General features: G+C 71.9%; 19 protein-coding genes. 15 read left to right on the top strand and 4 right to left on the bottom strand.

Features of this window, described 5'->3' with window-relative positions; genetic code table 11:
• Positions 1-4 precede the first annotated feature (4 nt).
• The 7 genes from Vau01_RS30160 to Vau01_RS30130 are packed head-to-tail and all read left to right on the top strand — an operon-like array spanning position 5 to position 6,009.
• The gene (locus tag Vau01_RS30160; RefSeq protein ID WP_203999478.1) at positions 5-481 is read left to right on the top strand and encodes a (2Fe-2S)-binding protein; all 477 of its coding nucleotides are present in this window, start codon (positions 5-7) and stop codon (positions 479-481) included.
• Entirely contained in the window at positions 478-1,851 is a 1,374-nt protein-coding gene (locus Vau01_RS64710; protein WP_203999476.1) for a xanthine dehydrogenase family protein molybdopterin-binding subunit, read from the top strand. The genes Vau01_RS30160 and Vau01_RS64710 overlap by 4 nt, the downstream gene beginning before the upstream one ends.
• Positions 1,848-2,858, top strand: a complete 1,011-nt coding sequence (locus tag Vau01_RS64705; protein WP_203999475.1) for a xanthine dehydrogenase family protein molybdopterin-binding subunit — start codon at positions 1,848-1,850, stop codon at positions 2,856-2,858. Before Vau01_RS64710 ends, Vau01_RS64705 begins: the two co-directional genes overlap by 4 nt.
• Positions 2,855-3,160: an EthD family reductase gene (locus Vau01_RS30145; RefSeq protein WP_203999473.1), complete on the top strand. Its 306-nt coding sequence runs from the start codon at positions 2,855-2,857 to the stop codon at positions 3,158-3,160. Before Vau01_RS64705 ends, Vau01_RS30145 begins: the two co-directional genes overlap by 4 nt.
• Positions 3,161-3,162: 2 nt before the next feature.
• Entirely contained in the window at positions 3,163-3,996 is an 834-nt protein-coding gene (locus Vau01_RS30140; RefSeq protein ID WP_203999471.1) for an AAA family ATPase, read from the top strand.
• Complete coding sequence (locus Vau01_RS30135) at positions 3,989-5,125, top strand: vWA domain-containing protein (protein WP_506019238.1); 1,137 nt, start codon at positions 3,989-3,991, stop codon at positions 5,123-5,125. The genes Vau01_RS30140 and Vau01_RS30135 overlap by 8 nt, the downstream gene beginning before the upstream one ends.
• Positions 5,122-6,009 carry an amidohydrolase family protein gene (locus Vau01_RS30130; protein WP_203999466.1) on the top strand — a complete coding sequence of 296 codons (888 nt, stop codon included), beginning with the start codon at positions 5,122-5,124 and terminating at the stop codon, positions 6,007-6,009. The genes Vau01_RS30135 and Vau01_RS30130 overlap by 4 nt, the downstream gene beginning before the upstream one ends.
• Positions 6,010-6,163: 154 nt before the next feature.
• Here Vau01_RS30130 and Vau01_RS30125 read toward each other — a convergent pair whose 3' ends face one another.
• Together Vau01_RS30125 and Vau01_RS30120 are read right to left on the bottom strand one after the other, a co-directional pair.
• Entirely contained in the window at positions 6,164-6,727 is a 564-nt protein-coding gene (locus Vau01_RS30125) for a YceI family protein (protein WP_203999463.1), read from the bottom strand.
• An 82-nt stretch (positions 6,728-6,809) separates the two neighbouring features.
• Complete coding sequence (locus tag Vau01_RS30120) at positions 6,810-7,262, bottom strand: MarR family winged helix-turn-helix transcriptional regulator (RefSeq protein ID WP_239151964.1); 453 nt, start codon at positions 7,260-7,262, stop codon at positions 6,810-6,812.
• A 63-nt stretch (positions 7,263-7,325) separates the two neighbouring features.
• Here Vau01_RS30120 and Vau01_RS30115 point away from each other — a divergent pair, with 63 nt between their 5' ends.
• A complete protein-coding gene (locus Vau01_RS30115; protein WP_203999457.1) occupies positions 7,326-9,116 on the top strand; it encodes a hypothetical protein in 1,791 nt (596 codons plus the stop codon).
• Between the two features lie 110 nt (positions 9,117-9,226).
• A complete protein-coding gene (locus Vau01_RS30110) occupies positions 9,227-10,993 on the top strand; it encodes a vWA domain-containing protein (protein ID WP_203999454.1) in 1,767 nt (588 codons plus the stop codon).
• On the opposite strand, the gene Vau01_RS30105 is transcribed toward Vau01_RS30110, so the two are convergent.
• On the bottom strand, positions 10,990-12,417 hold the full coding sequence (locus Vau01_RS30105; RefSeq protein WP_203999451.1) for an Hsp70 family protein: 1,428 nt from the start codon (positions 12,415-12,417) through the stop codon (positions 10,990-10,992). The genes Vau01_RS30110 and Vau01_RS30105 overlap by 4 nt on opposite strands.
• Positions 12,418-12,475: 58 nt before the next feature.
• On the opposite strand from Vau01_RS30105, the gene Vau01_RS30100 reads away from it, so the two are divergent.
• The 4 genes from Vau01_RS30100 to Vau01_RS30085 are packed head-to-tail and all read left to right on the top strand — an operon-like array spanning position 12,476 to position 15,875.
• Positions 12,476-13,960 (top strand): alkaline phosphatase D family protein, encoded by a 1,485-nt coding sequence (locus Vau01_RS30100; protein ID WP_203999447.1) that lies wholly within the window; start codon positions 12,476-12,478, stop codon positions 13,958-13,960.
• Positions 13,961-13,996: 36 nt separating this feature from the next.
• Positions 13,997-14,608, top strand: a complete 612-nt coding sequence (locus Vau01_RS30095; protein ID WP_203999444.1) for a hypothetical protein — start codon at positions 13,997-13,999, stop codon at positions 14,606-14,608.
• The gene (locus Vau01_RS30090; RefSeq protein ID WP_203999441.1) at positions 14,605-15,237 is read left to right on the top strand and encodes a hypothetical protein; all 633 of its coding nucleotides are present in this window, start codon (positions 14,605-14,607) and stop codon (positions 15,235-15,237) included. Before Vau01_RS30095 ends, Vau01_RS30090 begins: the two co-directional genes overlap by 4 nt.
• A gap of 29 nt (positions 15,238-15,266) precedes the next feature.
• Positions 15,267-15,875, top strand: a complete 609-nt coding sequence (locus Vau01_RS30085; protein ID WP_203999438.1) for a hypothetical protein — start codon at positions 15,267-15,269, stop codon at positions 15,873-15,875.
• Here the strand turns inward: Vau01_RS30085 and Vau01_RS30080 are convergent.
• Positions 15,853-16,731 (bottom strand): TIGR03619 family F420-dependent LLM class oxidoreductase, encoded by an 879-nt coding sequence (locus Vau01_RS30080; RefSeq protein WP_203999435.1) that lies wholly within the window; start codon positions 16,729-16,731, stop codon positions 15,853-15,855. The two genes, Vau01_RS30085 and Vau01_RS30080, sit on opposite strands and share 23 nt — an antisense overlap.
• Positions 16,732-16,832: 101 nt before the next feature.
• On the opposite strand from Vau01_RS30080, the gene Vau01_RS30075 reads away from it, so the two are divergent.
• Positions 16,833-17,294 (top strand): (2Fe-2S)-binding protein, encoded by a 462-nt coding sequence (locus Vau01_RS30075; protein WP_239151963.1) that lies wholly within the window; start codon positions 16,833-16,835, stop codon positions 17,292-17,294.
• The gene (locus tag Vau01_RS30070; protein WP_203999429.1) at positions 17,291-19,303 is read left to right on the top strand and encodes a xanthine dehydrogenase family protein molybdopterin-binding subunit; all 2,013 of its coding nucleotides are present in this window, start codon (positions 17,291-17,293) and stop codon (positions 19,301-19,303) included. Before Vau01_RS30075 ends, Vau01_RS30070 begins: the two co-directional genes overlap by 4 nt.
• Positions 19,304-19,311 lie beyond the last annotated feature (8 nt).

Raw genomic sequence — 19,311 nt, 5'->3', positions numbered from 1 at the left:
CGGTATGGCGTCATCGGTGGTCAATCTCCGGGTCAACCAACGCTCTCGCGAGTTCCTGGCGCCGCCGGGGACGTCGTTGCTGTCGAGCCTGCGCGACGCGCTCGGTCTCACCGCCGCCAAGCGCGGGTGCGCGCAGGGCAGCTGTGGCACGTGCACGGTGCTGCTCGACGGGCGCCCGGTGATGTCGTGTCTGGTGGCGGTCGAGACCGTCGACGGCGCCGACGTGCGGACGCTGGAGGGTGTGGCCCGCGGCGAACAGCTCGACGAGGTGCAGAGCGCGTTCCTCGACGGCTTCGCCACCCAGTGCGGGTTCTGCACCCCGGGCATGATCATGGCCGCCGAGGCGCTGCTGGACCGCAACCCCGACCCCACCCGCGACGACGTGCTGGAGGCGATCTCCGGAAACGTGTGCCGCTGCACCGGGTACGGCCCGATCGTCGCCGCGATCCTCGCCGCGGCCGAGCAAAGGCGTCGCTCGTGAAGACCGACCCGATCGACCGCACGTACTTTCCCGACGAGTCGGCCGGCCCCTTCACCGTGATCGGCTCGGCGGTGCAACGGTCGGACGCGCTGGGGCACGTCACCGGCCGCACCGCGTTCTTCGAGGACGTGGCGCCGCCCGGCCTGCTGCACCTGAAGATGCACCGCTCGGCCCGCCACCACGCGCGCATCACGAGCGTCGACCTGACCGCCGCGCTGGAGGTGCCCGGCGTCGTCCGGATCCTCACCCACGAGGACATCCCGAACAACGTCTTCACGCCGCTCAAGCTCATCGGCGTCCAACCCGACGACGAACCGGTGCTGGCCGAGGGAACCGTGCGCTACCTCGGCGAGCCGATCTGCGCGGTGGTGGCCGAGAGCGAGGCCGCCGCGTACGAGGGCGCGGCCCGCGTCGGAGTCACGTACGACGACCTGCCGGCGGTGTTCGACGTCGAGGAGGCACTGAAAGAGGGTGCCCCGATCGTCAACGAGTACCAGGGCAACAACTACTTCACCTACGAGGGGCACCACTGCCGGCGCATCCGGTTCGGTGACGTCGACAGCGCGTTCGCCGCGGCCGACCACGTCTTCGAGTGGCGGTACCAGTCGGCGCCGATCGAGCACGCGCCCACCGAGACGACCGGCTGCATCGTGGTGCCGCAGGCCGACGGGCGGCTGCGCATCCACTCCGACACCCAGGCGTGCTTCTTCACGCTCGACAACACCGCGCTGATCCTGGGAACGCCGTTCAACAAGCTGCGCATCGTCGGCGGCACGGTCGGCGGCGGCTTCGGCGGCAAGGTCGACATCCAGGTCGAGCCGGTCGCCTGCGTCGCGGCGATGCTGACCGGGCAGCCGGTGAAGTACGTGTGGAACCGGTACGAGGAGATGCAGGTCTCGTCGCCCCGGGCCGCCGAACGCCTCTACATCAAGGACGCCGTGATGGCCGACGGCCGCATCACCGGCCGGAAGATCACACTGTATGTCGACGCGGGCGCGTACGCGCGGCACAGCCCGTACGGGACGACGAAGGCGGCGGCGCACATGCCCGGGCCGTACAGCATCCCCAACGTCTGGGCCGACTGCCACTGCGTGTTCACCAACCGCACGCCGTCGAGCGCGATGCGCGGGTTCGGGGTGACGATCGCCGACTTCGCGCTGGAGTCGCAGATGGACCGCGTCGCCCGCGAGCTGAACATGGATCCGTTGCAGCTACGGCTGAAGAACGCCTACCGCGACGGGGATCTGAAGGCGCACCGCAAGGTCGCGTCGGGCACGGCGCTGATCGAGGTGATCCAGAAGGCCGCCGAGATGGTCGGCCACGAACTCCCGGACGAGTACCGACGGATGTCTTCTGTGGAGACGTCATGACCAGGCTGCGCGGGCGCGGGTACGCCTCCGTCAACTACCCCACCGGCATGAACCTGGGCGGTGACCCGTCGCAGGCGCTGATCCACGCCACCACCACCGGCACGTTCGTGATCTCACTGTCCTCTGTGGACCTCGGCCAGGGGCTCAAGACCGTGGTGGCGCAGTGCGCGGCGGAGACGCTCGGCATGCCGATGGAGAACATCCTCGTCGACACCGCCGACACCGACACCGGGCCGCACTGCATGGGCACGTTCGCCAGCCGCGGCACGCACCGGGTCGGCAACGCCGTGATCATGGCGGCGACCGAGGCGCGCGAAGTGATGCTCGCGGTCGCCGCCGAGGAGATGGAGGTGGACGCCGCCGACCTGGAGACCGACGGCACCGGGTTCATCCGGGTGGTCGGCACGCCGGACAAGCGCATCCACGTCACCGATCTGGCGCTCGCCGCGCACTTCACGCACGGCCGCACGATCTCCGGCCGGGGCATCTTCCTCAAGGAGAAGAACGACCCGGTACCGGAGACCGGTGCGATGGACCCCGACTCCTGCCAGGCGCACGCGTGCACGGTGGCCGTCGTCGAGGTCGACGACGAGACCGGCGTGGTCGAGGTGCTGGAGATGTACAACGCCTACGAGATCGGCCGGGCGCTCAACCCGGCGATGGTGGCGCAGCAGGTCGAGGGCGGTGCCTGGATGGGCATGTCGCACGCGCTGTTCGAGGCGACCGAGCCCTACTACCCGAACCGCGATCACGGTCCGGCCGACTTCACCGAGTACCTGATGCCCGCCGCGGCCGACATTCCCGTGTACCACAACGCGATCCTCGAACGGCCGGCCGACAACGGGCCGTTCGGCGCCAAGGGCATCGGCGAGATGACCGCGAACGCGCCGATACCGGCGATCGCCAACGCGATCTTCGACGCGTGCGGCGTCCGCCTCGACACCATGCCGTTCACGCCGGAACGGGTCCTCCGCGGGCTCGACGAACTACGGAAGGTCGACGAATGATCAAGCTCATCTCGCTGCTCAAGCGGGCCGACGGACTGTCCAAAGAGGACTTCGCGAAATGGGTGGCGGAAGACCACTTCGAGTTCGCGAAGAACCTGCCCGGGCTCCGGAAGTACACGGTGAACGTGGCCGTCGCGGAGGATGCCGCGTTCGACGCCGTCAACGAGATGTGGTTCGACGACGAAGACGCCCGGGCGGCGGCGTTCGCGTCCGATGCCGGCAAGGCCGCCGCCGGTGACGCCGGTGCGCACACGTCGAGCCGGGTGCACGTCCTGAGTGTCGAGCACGAACTGATCACGTAGCGATGGAGGAGCAGCTACGGGCCCAGGGGTACTTCGCCGACGAGGGGCTGCTCACGGCCGTCCACCTGGCGTTGCGACTCGGGCGGCCGCTGCTGCTCGAAGGGGAGCCCGGGGTGGGCAAGACCGCGCTCGCCCCGGTGCTCTCCCGCGTGCTGGGCCGGGAGCTGATCCGCCTGCAGTGCTTCGAGGGCCTCGACTCCGGCCAGGCGCTCTACGAATGGGACTATCCGAAGCAGCTCCTGCGGGTGCGCACCGCCGAGTCCCGCGGCGAAGAGATCGGCGACCTGTACGCCGAGGAGTTCCTGTTGCAGCGCCCGCTGTTGAAGGCGGTGCGATCGGACGGCGCGGTGCTGCTGATCGACGAGATCGACCGCGCCGACAGCGAGTTCGAGGCGTTCCTGCTGGAGTTCCTGAGCGACTTCCAGATCACGGTCCCGGAACTCGCGACGCTGACGGCGACCGTGCCGCCGGTGGTTGTGCTGACGTCGAACCGCACTCGCGAACTGCACGACGCGCTCCGCCGCCGCTGCCTCTACCACTGGATCGCGTTCCCCGACGCCGATCGCGAGCGCGCCATCCTGCACGCGCACGTGCCCGGCCTCACCGAGGAGGCGGCGACCGCACTGGTGCGCGCCGTCCAGGAGATCCGGGCGCTGCCGTTGCTCAAGCGGCCGGGCGTCGCGGAGACGGTCGACTGGGCGCGCGGGGCGGTCACGCTGGTCGACGACGGGGCGGCCTGGCCGCTCGCGCTGCGTCGCGCGTTGGGTCTGCTCATCAAGGACGAGGAGGACACCGCCCTCGTCGTCGCCGCCGAGGGGGTGTGGAGCCATCAGTGAGGCCGCCGACCACCTCCGGGGATTCCTGGACGCGTTGCGCCGCGCCGGCCTCGGCACGGGACCCGCGAAGCAGGCGGACTTCCTGCGCGCGATCGCGGACGCGGCACCCCGCGACCTGACGGCGCTGTACTGGTACGCCCGCGTCACGCTGCTCACCGACGTCGCGAATCTCGCCACGTTCGACGAGGTGTTCGACGCGTGGTTCCGCCACCCGGCCGCGCTGACGCGCGTCCCGTCGCCCCGGGACGCGGAGGGTGAGCTGCCCGCGCACCGCGGCCCCGGCGGATCCGAGCTGTCCACAATGGACACCCGGCCCGGTGGCGGCACCGCCGCCAGCGCCCTCGCCACCACCGGACACCGCACGTTCGCCGGCGCCCGGCAACCGGACCTGATGCGGGCGCTGCGCGAGGCGTGGCCGCGGTGCCTGCCGGTGATCCCGTCGCGCCGGCGCCGCCCCGCGCCCGCCGGTCGCCGGTTGGACATGCCGCGGATCTGGCGGCAGGCCCGGCGCGACGGCGGCGAGATCACGCGGCTCCGGTGGACCGCCCGGCCGTCGCACCCGCGCCGCCTGCTACTCCTCGTCGACGTCTCCGGGTCCCTGAAACTCCACACGCCGGACCTGTTGCGGTTGGCACACACCGCGATGGGCGACCGCACCGAGGTCTTCACGTTCGGCACCCGGCTCACGCGGATCACGGCGGCACTCACCGGCGGCGTCGACGCGGCACTCGCGGCCGTCTCCCGGATCGTCCGGGACGCGGACGGGGGGACGGCGATCGGCGTGTCACTGCACCGGTTCCTCGCCAACCCGCGGCACCTCGCGCTCGCCCGCGGCGCGCTGATCGTCGTGATCTCCGACGGGCTGGAGCGGGGCGACTGCGCGCCCATGGTCGCCGCGACCGCCCGGCTCTCCCGGCTGGGTCACCGGCTCATCTGGTGGTCGCCGCTGGCCTGCTCCCCCGCGTACCGCCCGGTGACCCGCGGCATGGCCGGCGTGCTGACCCACCTCGACCACCTCGGCGGCGTGCGCGACCTGGCGACCGGACTGGCCGAGGTCGGCCGCATCCCCACGATCGTCGCCGGCCCGCGCCGGGCCGCGTACCGCCGCTGGAAGGGCTCAGTCGAATGACCATTGTGGACGCTCACCACCACATCTGGCGGCAGGCCGACCTGCCCTGGCTCGCCGGTCCGCCGGTGCCCCGCATCTTCGGTCCATACGAACCGATCCGGCGTGACTATCCGGTCGACGAGTACGTCGCGGAGGCCACCGCGTGCGGCATCGGTGCCTCGGTCTACGTCCAGACGAACTGGCCGCTCGACCGGGTCGAGGACGAGATCCGGTGGCTGCGCGACGTGCACGCCGAGAGCGGCTGGCCGACGGCCGTGATCGGCTGCGCCGACCTGTTCGCACCGGACGCGCTGTCGGTGATGCGTCGGCAGGCGGCGATCAGCCCGCTGGTGCGCGGCGTGCGCCTCCAGTTGCACTGGCACGAGCGGGCGGAGTTCCGCTTCGCGTCGGCGCCCGACCGGATGACGGATCCGGTGTTCCGGCGCAACATCGCGGCCCTGGCCGACCTGGACTGGCTGTTCGAACTCCAGGTCTTCGCACCCCAGATGGCGGACGCGGCCGTGCTCGCCCGGGACCATCCCGACACGACGTTCGTGCTCGTGCACGCCGGCATGCCGGTCGATGTCGGACCGTCCACGGTGGACGAATGGACGCGGGGCATGCGCCGCCTGGCCGACCTGCCCAACGTCGTGGTCAAGCTGACCGGCCAGGGAACGTTCACGCACCGCGTCGACCAGCCGACGATCGACCTGGTGACCGCGACGTGCCTCGACCTGTTCGGCCCGCGCCGCTGCATGTGGGGCAGCAACTTCCCGATCGAGAAGCTCTGGACCGACCTCGAAACCCTCGTGTCGGCCTGGCAGCAGGCCCTGGCCCCGTACCCCGCCGAGGCCCGGCGCGAGGTCCTCGCCGGAACCGCGAGTCGCGTCTACCGCCTCCACTGACCCCCCCGCCACGCCCCCCGTGAGTCGATCTTGCAGTTGTGCACGCCCCAAAACGGGGCGAATCAGCGCTAACGGGCGAGCACAACTGCAAGATCGGCGCGGAGGGGGCGGCGGGCGGCGCGGGCGGCGCGGGCGGCGCGGGCGGCGTGGGGGCTCAGGGGCGGAGGATGGCTTCGAGGTTGATCTCGAGGTGGATTTCCTTGGATACGAGGATTCCGCCGGTCTCAAGGGGCATGTTCCAGGTGATTCCGAAGTCTTCGCGGTTCAGGGTCGTGCGGGCGGACGCGATGGCGCGGTCGGCGCCCCACGGGTCTCTCGCGTGGCCCTCGTAGGTGACCTCGAACGTGATGCCGCGGGTGACGCCGTGGATCGTCAGGTCGCCGGTCATCGTGCCGGTGGTGCCGTGCCAGTCGATCGAGGTGCTGCGGAACGTGGCGCGCGGGTGGTTCTCGACGTCGAAGAGGTCGGCCGAGCGCAGGTGCTCGTCGCGGGTGGGGTTGCCGGACTCGACGGTGGCCATGTCGATCGCGACGTCGACGACGGACTCCCCCGGGTCGTCGGCCACCACCACGGTTCCGGTGACGCCGGTGAAGCGCCCGCGGACCTTGGTGAGCATGAAGTGCCGGCCGGTGAACGACACCTCCGTGTGGCCGGGATCGAGGTCCCAGACGCCGGGGACGGGCAGGATCGTGCCGGCAAGGGTGCGGGTGGCGGTCATGGTTTCCTCCATAAGTGCGTGCGTACGCACATTCTTTCCCCACGAGAGGCGGCGCGTCAACTGTGTGCGTGCGCACATACTTCTAGCCCGGCGGGCCGGACTCCTCGGCGCCGAGCACCCGCCCGAGCGCGGTGGCGATCACCTTCGCCTCCCGGTCGCTCAGGTACGACAGGAAGTGCTCCTCCACCGCCGCCAGGTAGACCGGTGCCGCGGCCCGCAGCCGCTTGCGTCCCTCGGGGGTGACCGCCGCGAACGCCGACCGCCGGTCGTCCGGGTTGGCCTGCCGCTCGACCAGGCCCTCCCGCTCCAGCTCACCCACCACGCGGCTGACCCGCTCGCGGCTGACCGTCGCCTGGTGCCCCAGGTCGGTCATCCGCAGCCGCCGCTGCGGCGCGGCGTTGAGCACCAGCAGCACGTCGTACCAGGTGATCGGCAGGCCGGCCCGGCCGAGCGCCTTCTCCAGCCGGGGCAGCACGGCGGCGTGCGTCCGCAGCAGGGCCGCCCACGCGGCGATCTTGTCGTCGTTCTCGAACACGCCGCCAGCGTAGTGGAGATGCGTGCGCACGCACGGGTTGTGGCGCATGGCTACTGTCGTGCCGTGTATGACAGGGGTCCGCTGATCGCGTGGCTGTTGACACCGCTGGTCCTGATCCTCGGGGTCTGGCTGGTCTGGTACGCCGGCGCCGGAATCTTCACGGGCGGCGAGTGGGCGGCCCACCAGCACTTCTGGACCGGGCTGGAACGCTACTTCTTCCCGGGCGGCCTGAACCCCCTGCGGTGGACCGGCTGGGGTTACCTCATGGTGATCGCGTGGCTGATCGCGGGCGTCGGCGCGCTGGCCGCCTCCGGCGTCGACTTCGAAGAGGTCGGCATCGTCGGCCTCGTGCTCGCCATGCTGTTCTGCGGCGTGATGTTCTTCGTCGCCGTCGTCGGCAACGGGATGGACGAGGCCCGCGGCTACGACGGCACCGCCACGTCGCCCACGACCGTCTTCGTGGTGCGTGACCCCGGCAACGCGCCGAGCTTCGTCCGCGACCTCACCGCTGACGCCGAGCCGGCGTCCGGCGGGCCGTGCGTGCTGCTCGGGCGGCACGACGTCGTCGGCTGCGTCGACCGCGGTGAGCTGTCGGTCAACTGGGAGCCGCGGGTGGTCTCGATCGCGGCGGCCAAGTACCAGATGAAGACGAACTCGGCGTCGGTCGCCAACACCGAACTGCGCGAGAACACGGCCGGCTACCTGTACCGCCGCGGCGAGGACGGCGCGCTGCAGGTCAAGGTCTCGGCGGTACGCGACGGCAAGGACGACCGGCCGCTGCACAGCGTCGTCGAATGGGACGGGCGGGGCAACCCGACCTCGTGCCTGTTCGCGGGCGGGTACGCGATCGACACGTCCTTCAACGGGACGCACAGCCGCAACCTCCGCGACCTGTTGGCCGACAGGTATCCCGACCTCCTGTACGACGACGAGGACGTCTGGGGCTACTGCGACGGCGACCAGCCGAAGGTCGTCGTGCCCGTCGTCCGGCAGGTGGACTACCGCAACCGCACAGTGTTGCGTCCCGCCGGGGTTCTGGTCGTCAGCGGCAAGAACGGGAAGACGCACCTCGACCACCTCCGCACGGTGGCGCCCGACGACCTGCCCGGCCCGTCGTACCCGATCACGATGGTCATCAAGCAGCGCGAGATGAGCGCCTGGGCGGCCGGCAAGAGCCCCGACGACGACGGCGGCTTCGGGTTCGAGCTCACCGGCGCCGGCACCCAGCAGGACAACATCGGCGTCTACCAGTTGCTGTCGAAGGAGGACGGGCGCCGGTACTGGGTGTCGCCGCTGCGGGCGCGCGGCTCCGACTCCGAGCAACTGGTGGCGTACGCCGTGACACCGGCCGACACCGTCACCGCCGGCTCCTTCAACACCCAGCGCATCTACGTCCTCGACGACGGCGACGAGCGGATCACCGCGCTCACCCGCCTGGAGAACCGCATCAAGGCGGTGCTGGCGTCCGATCCGGGCTTCTACCCGGCCGGCGGACGGGTGATCGAGTTCCTGCCGCTCGACGGCCGCACCTGGCAGGCGTACGGCGAACTCGACGGCCAGGTGAAGTACCTGTTCACCGTGCCGGTCGACGAATCGAAGCCGGTCACCGTCGCGAACCTGCTGACCGGAGGCCAGGCGACCACCCCGCCGACGAATCAACCCGGCGACGGCGCGGCGGCCTCGCCGTGCGCGGACTTCGCCAGGGCCACCCGCGAGCAGCTGCGCGACTGCGCGTTCCGCGCGCTGGAGGAGGACCGGCGCCGGGCCGCCGCCGAGGCGGCCGGTCAGACCGCCCCGCCGGACCTGCCCGCGTCTCAACCGGCATCACCGTCGCCCAGTTCGTCGGGGCGGTAGACCGAGCGGGACGACGTTGTGGCGGCCCGTTACGATGCGGGGCTCCATCGGTGCAGGACAGGAGATCACCAATGGGCGTTGGCACGGGGACGCGCACACGACTTCCGCTCGTGATCGCGGTCATTGTCGGTCTGGTCGCCGTGGTGGTGACGTACTTCGTGGTGGTCCGGCGCGATCCCGGCCCGGCCGGCGCCGCCGAGCGGGCCGGGTGCGAAGCCATCGAGGTCAGTTCGTCCACGGAGAAGGCCGATCTGATGATCGACCTGGCCCGGAAGTACAACGCGTCCGACGAGTTGTACGGCGGCAAGCGGTGCGCGTCGGTGTCGGTGCACCGGCTCACGTCCGGAGCGGCGATGGACGCCCTCGTCTCCGGCTGGGACGAGCAGCGCGACGGTGCCCCGGCGCCGCAGGTGTGGACGCCCACGTCGTCGCTGTGGCTGCAACTGGCCCGCCACCGCGAGAGCGCGAAGCCGCAGAAGACGCTGCCGGCGTCGACCGAGAAGCTGCCGTCGATCGCGCAGAGCCCGTTGGTGATCGCGATGCCGAAGCCGATGGCCGAGGCGTTCGGGTGGCCCGACCGCGAGTTCGGGTGGAGCGACGTGCTGGCGCTGGCCGCCGACCCGCAGGGCTGGGGCCGGTACGGCCACCCCGAGTGGGGCCGCTTCTCCTTCGGCAAGGACAACCCGCACCGGTCGACGTCGGGACTCGCCGCGACCGTCGCCACGTACTACGCCGCCACGGGGCTGTCGCGGGAACTCACCCAGGCCGATCTCGCCCAGCCGGCCGTCACGACGTTCGTCCGCGGGGTCGAGGCCGGCGTGCTGCACTACACCGACGACGCGGTGAAGTTCCTCGCGAACATGGCCGAGGCCGACGCCAAGGGCGCCGCGATGTCGTACGTGAGCGCGGTGGTGCACCAGGAGCAGCTGACCTACCTGTACAACAAGGGCAACACCACCGGTGACCCGAAGGAGAACGGCAAGCCGCCGACGGTCCCGCTGATTCCGATGGTGCCCAAGGACGGCACCCTGATGCTCGACCACCCGTACGTGGTCCTCCCGTCGGCGAGCGACGCGCAGAAGGAGGCCGCCGCCGACTTCCTCGCGTTCCTGCAGAAGCCGGAGCAGCAGGCCGCGTTCGCGGCGATGGGCTTCCGCGACCACGAGGGCAAGGCCGGTCCGGAACTGACCAAGGCGTTGCAGATCCCGGCCGGGCAGAAGCTGAGCCTCATCCAGGCGCCCGTCGGCGAGGTCCTCGACCGGATGCTCACCGGCTGGGACGACCTGCGGAAGAAGGCGCGGGTGCTGCTGGTGCTCGACGTGTCGGGTTCGATGAAGGAGAACGCGTTCGGCGGCGTCAGCAAGCTCGAAGCCGCGAAGAAGGCGGCGATCGCGAGCCTCGACCTGTTGCATCCCGACGACGAGGTGGCGCTGTGGACGTTCTCGGGGCAGAAGCCGAACGGCGAAAGCCCGTACAACGAGCGGCTGCCGATGTCGCGGTTGGGTGACAGGAAGCAGCAACTCACCACGCTCATCCGCGGCCTGAGCGCCGAGGGCGGAACGGCGCTGTACCACACCACCCGCGCGGCCGACCTGTACATGCGCCAACGGCTGGACGCCAACCGGATCAACGCCGTCGTCCTGCTCACCGACGGCCGCAACGAGTACCCCGCCGACAACGACAAGGCGAGGCTGCTGCGCGACCTCGACGGCTCGGCGTTGGAGGACTCGGTGCGCATCTTCGGTATCGCGTTCGGCGAGGAGGCCGACCTGACGACGCTCCAGGAGATCGCCAAGGTCTCCCGGGCCGCCGCCTACGACGCGACGGATCCGTCCAGTGTGGACAAGATCTTCAGCTCGGTCCTGAGCAACTTCTAACGGTCGAAGGCAAGGCCGAGCACGACGCGCACGGCGTACACCAGCACCGCCACGGCGGCGGCCGCCGCGATCGCTGTGAGTGCGGCGGCGTCGGCCGCGGCGGCCACCACGCCGGCGAGGATGCCGAGCACGGCGGCGGCGGCGACGCCCCAGGGATCGGCAAGGTGTCGACGTACGGGGGGACGCTCATGGCGTAATCCCGGATTTTCCGGAGCCGGCGCCGGAACCGGCGGGGCCGCCGGGACCACCGGACGCGCCGTGCCCTTCGCGGGGATGCGTTGGGTCGGTGGCTCGCTCTCCGTCTCGGGGACGGGCAGGGTCATGGTGACGCCCGCGGGCGTGCGTTCCTCGTGCGCGTCGAGGCGGCTCAGGGCGCCTTCCGCGACAACGAGTTCCGGTTGTTCGAGGACGGTCGGTGGGATCTCGAACGCGCGGTGCAACAGGGTCGCGACGAGCGGGACGCGGCTCGAACCGCCGACGAGGAAGATGCCGCCGACGTCCTGCGGGCCGATGCCGGCGCTGCGCACGGCGGCGCGGGTGACGGTGACCGTGCGGGCGATGACGGGTTCGGCGAGGTGTTCGAACTCCTCGCGGCTCACCGGGACGCTCTCGTCGAGGAACGGCAGGTGTACCGAGGTCTGCGGGCGGCGGCTGAGCGACTCCTTCGCCAACCGGACGTCCTCCCACAGTTGCCAGTGGGCGCGGCGGTCGGCGACGGAGGTGGGGCGGCGCAGGCGGTCCCAGGCGTCGCGGTCGCGTTGGGCGATGAGGCGGCCGAGGTGCTCGACGAGCGCGGCGTCGAGATCGAGGCCGCCGACCTCCGGCAGCCCTTCGCTGGCGAGCACGGTGAGCGCGCCGTCGGGGCCGCGGCGGACGACGCTGGCGTCGAACGTTCCGGCGCCGAAATCGTAGACGACCGCGCAGCGGCCGGGGCCGACGCGACTGCCCTCGGCGAGGAAGTACGCGGCGGCGGCCACGGGCTCGGACACCAGCTTCGGCGCGGGCAGCCCGGCCCGGACCACCGACTCGGTGAGGCGGCCGAGCCGCGACGTCCCCCAGATCTCCGGGTGTGTCGCCACGACGTGGTCCGGCACCTGGCCGGTGACCTGACGCGCCTCGACCGCCACGCGGCTCAGCACGGCGGCGACGAGATCGACCACGTCGGTCTCGTGCCCGCCGAGGAGCACGATGCCGTCGGCCATGCGCCGCTTCGGGTTGGGCTCGTACCGGTCCGGGTACAGGCGCGCCGAGCGGACCGCGTCGGTGCCGGCCAGGACGTCGCCCGGGCCTTCCAACAGGACGGCGGACGGGAGGAGGGGCGAGCCGTCGAACAGCAGCGGCCGGGCCTCGGTATCTCCCCGGCGCACCATGGCCACGGTGTTGGACGTGCCGAAGTCGATCCCGAGCAGCACACCGTTCGCCATCGTTGCAGGGTACGCGTTCGGCACATCACGGCCGACGGGCTGCGGTACACCTGACGGCATGAGCCTTGATCGCCGGACGTTCGTGCTGGGTGGCCTGGTCACGGCGGTGGCACCGGGGCTGCGGGCCGCCGCGCCGGTCCCGTTCCCGTTCACGCTCGGCGTGGCCTCCGGTGATCCGGATGCGACGAGTGTGGTCCTGTGGACCCGGCTCGCGCCGAAACCGCTGAACGCCGACGGCCACGGCGGCATGCCGGCGGGCGACGTCGCCGTCGAGTGGCAGGTGTCGCGGGACGCCACGTTCGGCGCACCGGTCGCGCGGGGCACGGTGACCGCGCGGCACGACTGCGCCCACTCGGTGCACGCCGTCGCGGGCGGCCTGGCCGCCGACACCGAGTACCACTACCGGTTCCGGGCACAGGGGCACATCTCCCCCGTCGGCCGGACGCGCACCACGCCGGCCGCGACCACCGCCGGCCGCGACCTCGTGATGGCGTTCGCGTCGTGCGCCAACCTCGAGCACGGGTACTTCACCGCGTACCGGCGGATGGCCGAGGACCGTCCCGACCTGATCCTGCACCTGGGCGACTACATCTACGAGGGACCCGGCAAGCCCGGCAAGGTGCGGCAGCACCTGGGCAAGGAGACCGTCTCGCTCGCGGACTACCGGCGGCGGTACGCACAGTACAAGGTGGACCCCGATCTGCAGGCCGCGCACGCCGCGGCGCCGTGGCTGGTCGTCCCCGACGATCATGAGATCGAGGACGACGTGGCCGGCGCCGCGCGCTTCGACACCGACCCCGTGCTGACCGCCGCGCAGTGGACGGCCCGGCGCGCCGCCGCCTACCGGGCGTACTGCGAGAACATGCCGCTGCGTGGCGACTCCCTGTACCGGCGGGTGCGGTGGGGGACGCTGGCCACGTTCCACATGCTCGACACCCGCCAGTTCCGCGACCCGCAGGCGTGCGGCAACGGGTGGAAGGTGTGCGCCGACGCCGACCGGACCGGCCGCACCATCACCGGTGCCGCGCAGGAGAAGTGGCTGCTCGACGGGCTCGGCTCCGCCACCTGGGACGTCATCGGCCAGCAGGTGTTCTTCGCCCGCCGCTTCACCGCGAGCGGCGCCGGCAACATGGACGCGTGGGACGGCTACCGCGCCTCGCGCAACCGCGTCCAGCGCGGGTGGGTCGACCGGCGCGTCCGCAACCCGGTGGTGCTCACCGGCGACATCCACACGGCGTGGGCCAACGATCTCAAGGCCGACTACGCCGATCCCCGGTCGGCGACGATCGGCACCGAACTCGTGTGCACGTCGGTCACCTCGCGGGGTGACGGCACCGCGACGTCGACGATCCCCAACGCCGGCACCAACCCGCACCTGAGGTTCTACTCGGACCGGCGCGGGTACGTTCGCACGCACATCTCGCGCGGGCAGCTCCGGGCCGACTTCCGCGCGGTCGACGCGGTGACCAGGAAGGACGCGCCCGCGCGGACGCTGCGGTCGTTCACGATCCTCGACGGGCGGCCGGGTCTGCAGAATCCTTGACACCGGCCTTATGCCCGCACCGGTAGACATCATCGGGTGATACCCCGGCTGGTCCGCGACTACCGGCCGGGCCAGCCCCACGGTTGGCCCGGCCGCGCGACCATCGGCGGGCACGTGTCCGCCGGTTCGTTCGACCACAATGGACGGTCGTACCGCGTCTCGCTCGCGCCGGCGGAGTACGCGGCGGCCCCGTCGGTCGGCTTCGTGCGGACGGTCGAGGACGCGTTCGGCGGGTCCTACACGTTCCGGTACGGCGGCGGGCTGCCGGCGTTCCGGGTGCAGTCGTACAGCGTCATCGCCTCGCCGTCGTCGTACGGCGCGGAGTTGTACGTGGTCCACGAGGGCGGGCCGGATCCGGCGCGGGCGCTGCGGTGGATCCAGGTGGTGCGCACGGCTGGCCGGTCCTTTGTGGACAATGGCGGGCGCGCGAACCCGTTCCTGCCCACCGGCGGCCCGACGTCGGTGCACGGCGAGCGGTTGGTGAACCTGTACACCGTCACCGAGATCACCCCGCCGCCCGACGCGCCGGACCTGTCCGGCGAATACGCCGCGGAGGTGTTCCTGGCGCACGACACCGGTGCCGGCGACCCGTGCCCGGTCGTGGTGACCGGCGGCATCCGGTACGGGTGGGAGGTGCGGGCGGCATGAGCATCGTGCTGGCCGCTCACGTGGTCGCGGACCACCGGCCGGGTGGGCCGACCGGGTGGCCCGTTCCGTTGTCGACCACGGTCGGCGGGCACACCACGGCGATCGAGTTCGTCGTCGACGGGCGGGCGTGGCGGATCGCGCTGCTCGCCTCGCGGTATCTGGACCACCCGACGGAGGAGTTCGTCGCCGTGGTCGAGCGGGCGTGCGGCCAGCACTACGTGTTCCGTCGGCTGGGCGGGTTCGCGGGGTGCGGCGAACTGCGGGTCCGGTCGCACAGCGTCTTCGCCTCCCCCGACGGCGTGGGTGCCGACCTGCACCTCGTCTACGAGCCCGACCTCGCGCGCGGCGACCCGCCCGCCGACGACGCCATGCACTGGATCCAGGTCGTCCATCACGGCGCGGCGGCGGGGCTCGACAACGGTGGACGCGCGAACCCGTTCTATCCGTACGGCGGCCGCACGTCCGTCAACGGCCACCCGGTGGTCAACGTCCAGGCGACGCCGTCGCTGTCCCGGCCGGATCGCCACCGGTTCACCGCGGAGACGTTCCTGGTTCGCGACAGCGGCCGGGGCGTCGTCGACATCTTCGGCGGCCTCCGGTGGGGCTGGGAGGCCACCGAGATCGGCTGACGCTCGCACCGGGTTGCCACCATGGGGTGATGGGGGATGTCGATGTGACGATGCGGCGGTCGGCCCGCCGGCGCCGCGTGGGCGGCCTGGTTCTGGTGGGGACGGGCGTGGTGGCCGCGGTGGTGTTCTCGTTCGGTCACCTGATTCCGGGCGACCTGGTCGCGTTGGAGTACCTCGACGCCCCGCTGGTCGGGGTGGGATTGTTCCTGCTCTTCCTGTTCGCCTCGCTGGCGGTGCTGAGGCCGCGGCTCTTCTCGTCTCCCCGCCGCCCTTTCAACGGGTGGTACTTCGCCCTGGTGATGTGCCTGAGCATGTGCCAGCTCGTGGTCCTGGTCCACCAACCCGGCAGGCACCGGATCCTGGCCGAGTCCTTCGACCGTGAGCGCAGCGTCGTCCTGTACCACCCGGACACGCCGAACGCGTGCCTGCGGGTGTGGTCGGGGCTCGGCGCGATGGCCCGGGTCGTCGGCGAGATCGGCCCCGCCGGCTCGGTCACCACGGCAGCGTTCCCGAACCGCGACACCGTCGCCCTGGGCGGGCGGTACTCGCCCGTGATGATCCGGCTGGACGCCCGGTCCGGACGGCCCCTCGACCACACCGGTTCGTGCCGGCCGGCTACCGGTCGATCTTCGCGATGACGTTGTCGGCGTACCACTCCAGGTGCTTGATCTTCGCTTCCAGCGGCTCGGTGTCGGCGCCGTTGACGTAGGGGTTCCGGAAGCCGACGATGAGGTCGGTGACTCCCTTGTCCGCCAGGCGTTTCACACCGTCCACCGTGTACGCGTCGAACGAGATGACGTGCACCTCGAAGTCGTCGCGGGTGTCGCCCTCGGCGCGGCGGAGCTCCGCCAGCCGGTCGAGCAGCCGGTCGAGTTCGGCGCCGTCGCCGCCCGCGTGCATCCAGCCGTCACCCTTGACGACCGCGCGGCGCAACGCCGCGTCGGAGTGGCCGCCGACGAGGAGCGGGATCTTCTCGGACGGTGCCGGGCACTGCTGCAGCGGCTCGAACGCGTGGTACTCGCCTGCGTAGCCGAAGAACTCGCCGCTCGTCAGGCCGCGCAGGATGTCCATGCACTCGTCCATGCGCTTCCCGCGTTGCGCCCACGGCACGCCGAGCGCGGCGAAGTCCTCCGGCCACGGCGACAGGCCCACGCCGAGCCCGAGCCGGTTGCCGGACAGGTACGCCAACGACGCCGCCTGCTTGGCGACGAGCACCGGCGGCCGCACCGGCAGCTTGAGCACGAACGGCGTCAGCCGCAGCGTGCTGGTGACGGCGAACAGGTGCGCGCAGAGAATGAACGTCTCGATGAACTCCTTCTCCCGCAGGAACTCCCGGTCGCCGCTGTCGGTGTACGGATATCGCGAGTCGGACCGCTCCGGGTAGATCAGGCTGTCGGCAACGGTCATGCTCGTGTAGCCGGCCGCCTCGGCGGCCTTCGCCAGTGGGGCGTAGTACGTCGCCCGCGTCATCGCCTCAGCAAACGTGAACCGCATCCCGTCAGACTAGAACACGTTCTAGTTATCGAGGAAGCCCCCGTTCTTGTCCCGGCTCGCCGGCGCGGCACATAATCATGTGCATCAATCGAGGGGGCATCGTGGGCGGATACCGGTTGCACGTCAATGGTCGACGCCAGGTGGTCGACGTCCCGGGCGACACGCCGTTGCTGTGGGCGTTGCGGGACGAACTCGGACTCACCGGGCCGAAGTACGGCTGCGGCATCGGCGCCTGCGGCGCGTGCACCTCGCTCGTCGACGGTGCCGCCGCGCGGCCGTGCGTCCGGTCGGTCGCCGACTCCGAGCGCGTTCGGATCACCACCATCGAGGGAATCGACGATCATCCGGTGCAGCGGGCCTGGCTGGAACTGGACGTCGCGCAGTGCGGATACTGCCAACCCGGTCAGATCATGACGGCCGTGGCGCTCCTCGCCCGCGTGCCGGACCCGACCGACGCGCAGATCACGGAGGCGTTGCGGGACAACGTCTGCCGGTGCGGGACGTATCCGCGCATCCGGGCGGCGGTCCGGCGCGCGGCCGAGATCGCCCGGGGTGAACGGTGATCACCCGGCGGTCGCTGCTGGCGGCGGGCGCGCTGGTCGTGGCGGTCCCGATAAAGCTGGACACCACGACGGACCTCGTGCCGACGGTGTTCGTCCGCGTCGACCATCACGGCCGGGTGGTGGCCACGGTCCCCAAGCCCGACACCGGTCAGGGCGTGCGGACGATGGCCGCCGTCCTCGTCGCCGAGGAACTGGCCGTCGAGGTCGCCGACGTGACCCTGGAACAGGCGCCCGGCGACACCGCCCGGTACGGCTCCCAGTCGGTGGGCAACTCGATGTCGAGCCGTCACATCAGCCAGCCGTTGCGTACCGCGTCGGCCACCGCGCGGTGCCTGCTCGTGGCGGCGGCCGCCGCGCGGTGGCAGGTGCCCGTCGCGGAGTGTGTCGCGCGGCGCGGTCGGGTCGAGCACCCGCGCCGCCGGCCGCTCCCCTACCGCGACCTGGTCGCCGCCGCCGCCGCGATCGACCCGGCCACCGTGCCGGTCACGCTCACGCCGGCCGACCAATGGCGGCTCATCGGTCGCACGCCGGCCGGGCGGGCCGACGCGCGCGCGATCGTCACCGGCCGCGCCCGCTACGGCACCGAGTCCGCGCCCGCCGGCAGCCTGATCGCGGTCGTGGCGCGGCCGGCGTGGATCGGCGCGCAGGTCGACACCGTCGACGATGCCGCGGCGCGATCGGTGGCCGGGGTGGTCGCGGTCGTCCGGCTCAATCCGCCGGGAGACGGGCAGGGCGGGGTCGCGGTGATCGCGACGTCCACCGCCGCGGCGCTGCGCGGCCGGGACGCGCTGCGCGTCACCTGGATCGGCGGGACCCCGACGGCCGACAGCCGCGCGTGGCTGGCGGACCTGGAGACGGCGCTGCCGCCGCTCGCGGGTACGCCGGACCTCCTCCGCGTGATCCGCCTGCCGCTGCTCGCGCACGCGCCGATGGAGCCGATGAACGCGACGGCACACGTCGCCGCGACCGGGGTGCGGGTATGGGCGCCGGTGCAGAACCCCGGCGGGCTGCGCACCGTGCTGGCCGCCCAACTCGGCCGGCCCGAGACCGAGGTGACGGTGACGCCGACGCTGGCCGGCGGCGCGTTCGGCCGGCGCATCGAGATCGACCCGGTGCAGGAGGCGGTCGCCTGCTCGCGGGCCGTCGGGCAACCGGTGACGGTGCGGTGGACCCGCGACGACGACACCCGGCACGACTCGTACCGGCCGATGTCGGTGCACCGGCTGGGCGCGACGCTCGGCCCGGACGGCGTGCCCACCGGCCGCGTCCACCAGGTCGCGACGTGGCCGCTCACCGTCTCGCCGCCGTTCGCCAACCCGGCGGTGGTCAAGGCGAGCGGCGACCACTTCCCCTACGCGGTGCCGGGCGAGGTGTCGGTGACGCTGCGGCCCGCCCCGCTGCGCACCGGTTTCTGGCGCTCGGTCTACGCCGGCCAGTTCGCCTACGCCGAGGAGTGTTTCCTCGGCGAGATCGCCCGCCGCGGCGGCCACGACCCGGTGACCCTCCGGCGGCAGCTGCTGCCGGCCGGCTCCCGCCTGCGCGCGGTGCTCGACGCCGCGGCGCTCCGGCATCCCGCGCCGGCGGCCGGGCAGGGCCTGGGCGCGGCGTGCCACCTCGAGTACGACTCGGCGATCGCGGTGATCGTCACGGCGTCGCCGGCCGACCGACGGGTGCTGCGCGTCACCGCGGCCGTCGACGTCGGCGTGCCGATCCACCCGTCCGGCGTGGTGGCACAGGTCGAGGGCACGGTGCTGGACGCACTGTCCACTGTGCTCGGTGCGCAGATCACCGTGCGCGCCGGTGCGGTCGTCCAGTCGTCGTTCCGCGACTACGCGTGGGCGCGCATCACCGACTGCCCCGAGATCGACGTGGTCCTGGTGCGCTCGGACGCACCGATCGGCGGCCTCGGCGAACTCGCCTATCCCCCGTCGGCGGCGGCGATCGCGACCGCGTTGGCGTCCGCCGACGCCCCGGTGGTCGGAATGCCCTACGGGGTGGACGTCGGCTAGCTTCGGCG

It is taken from the genome of Virgisporangium aurantiacum, assembly GCF_016863635.1.
GTDB lineage: Bacteria > Actinomycetota > Actinomycetes > Mycobacteriales > Micromonosporaceae > Virgisporangium > Virgisporangium aurantiacum.
The sequence above is the reverse complement of the archived record's forward strand: the minus strand, read 5'-3'. Positions and strand labels throughout refer to the sequence as shown.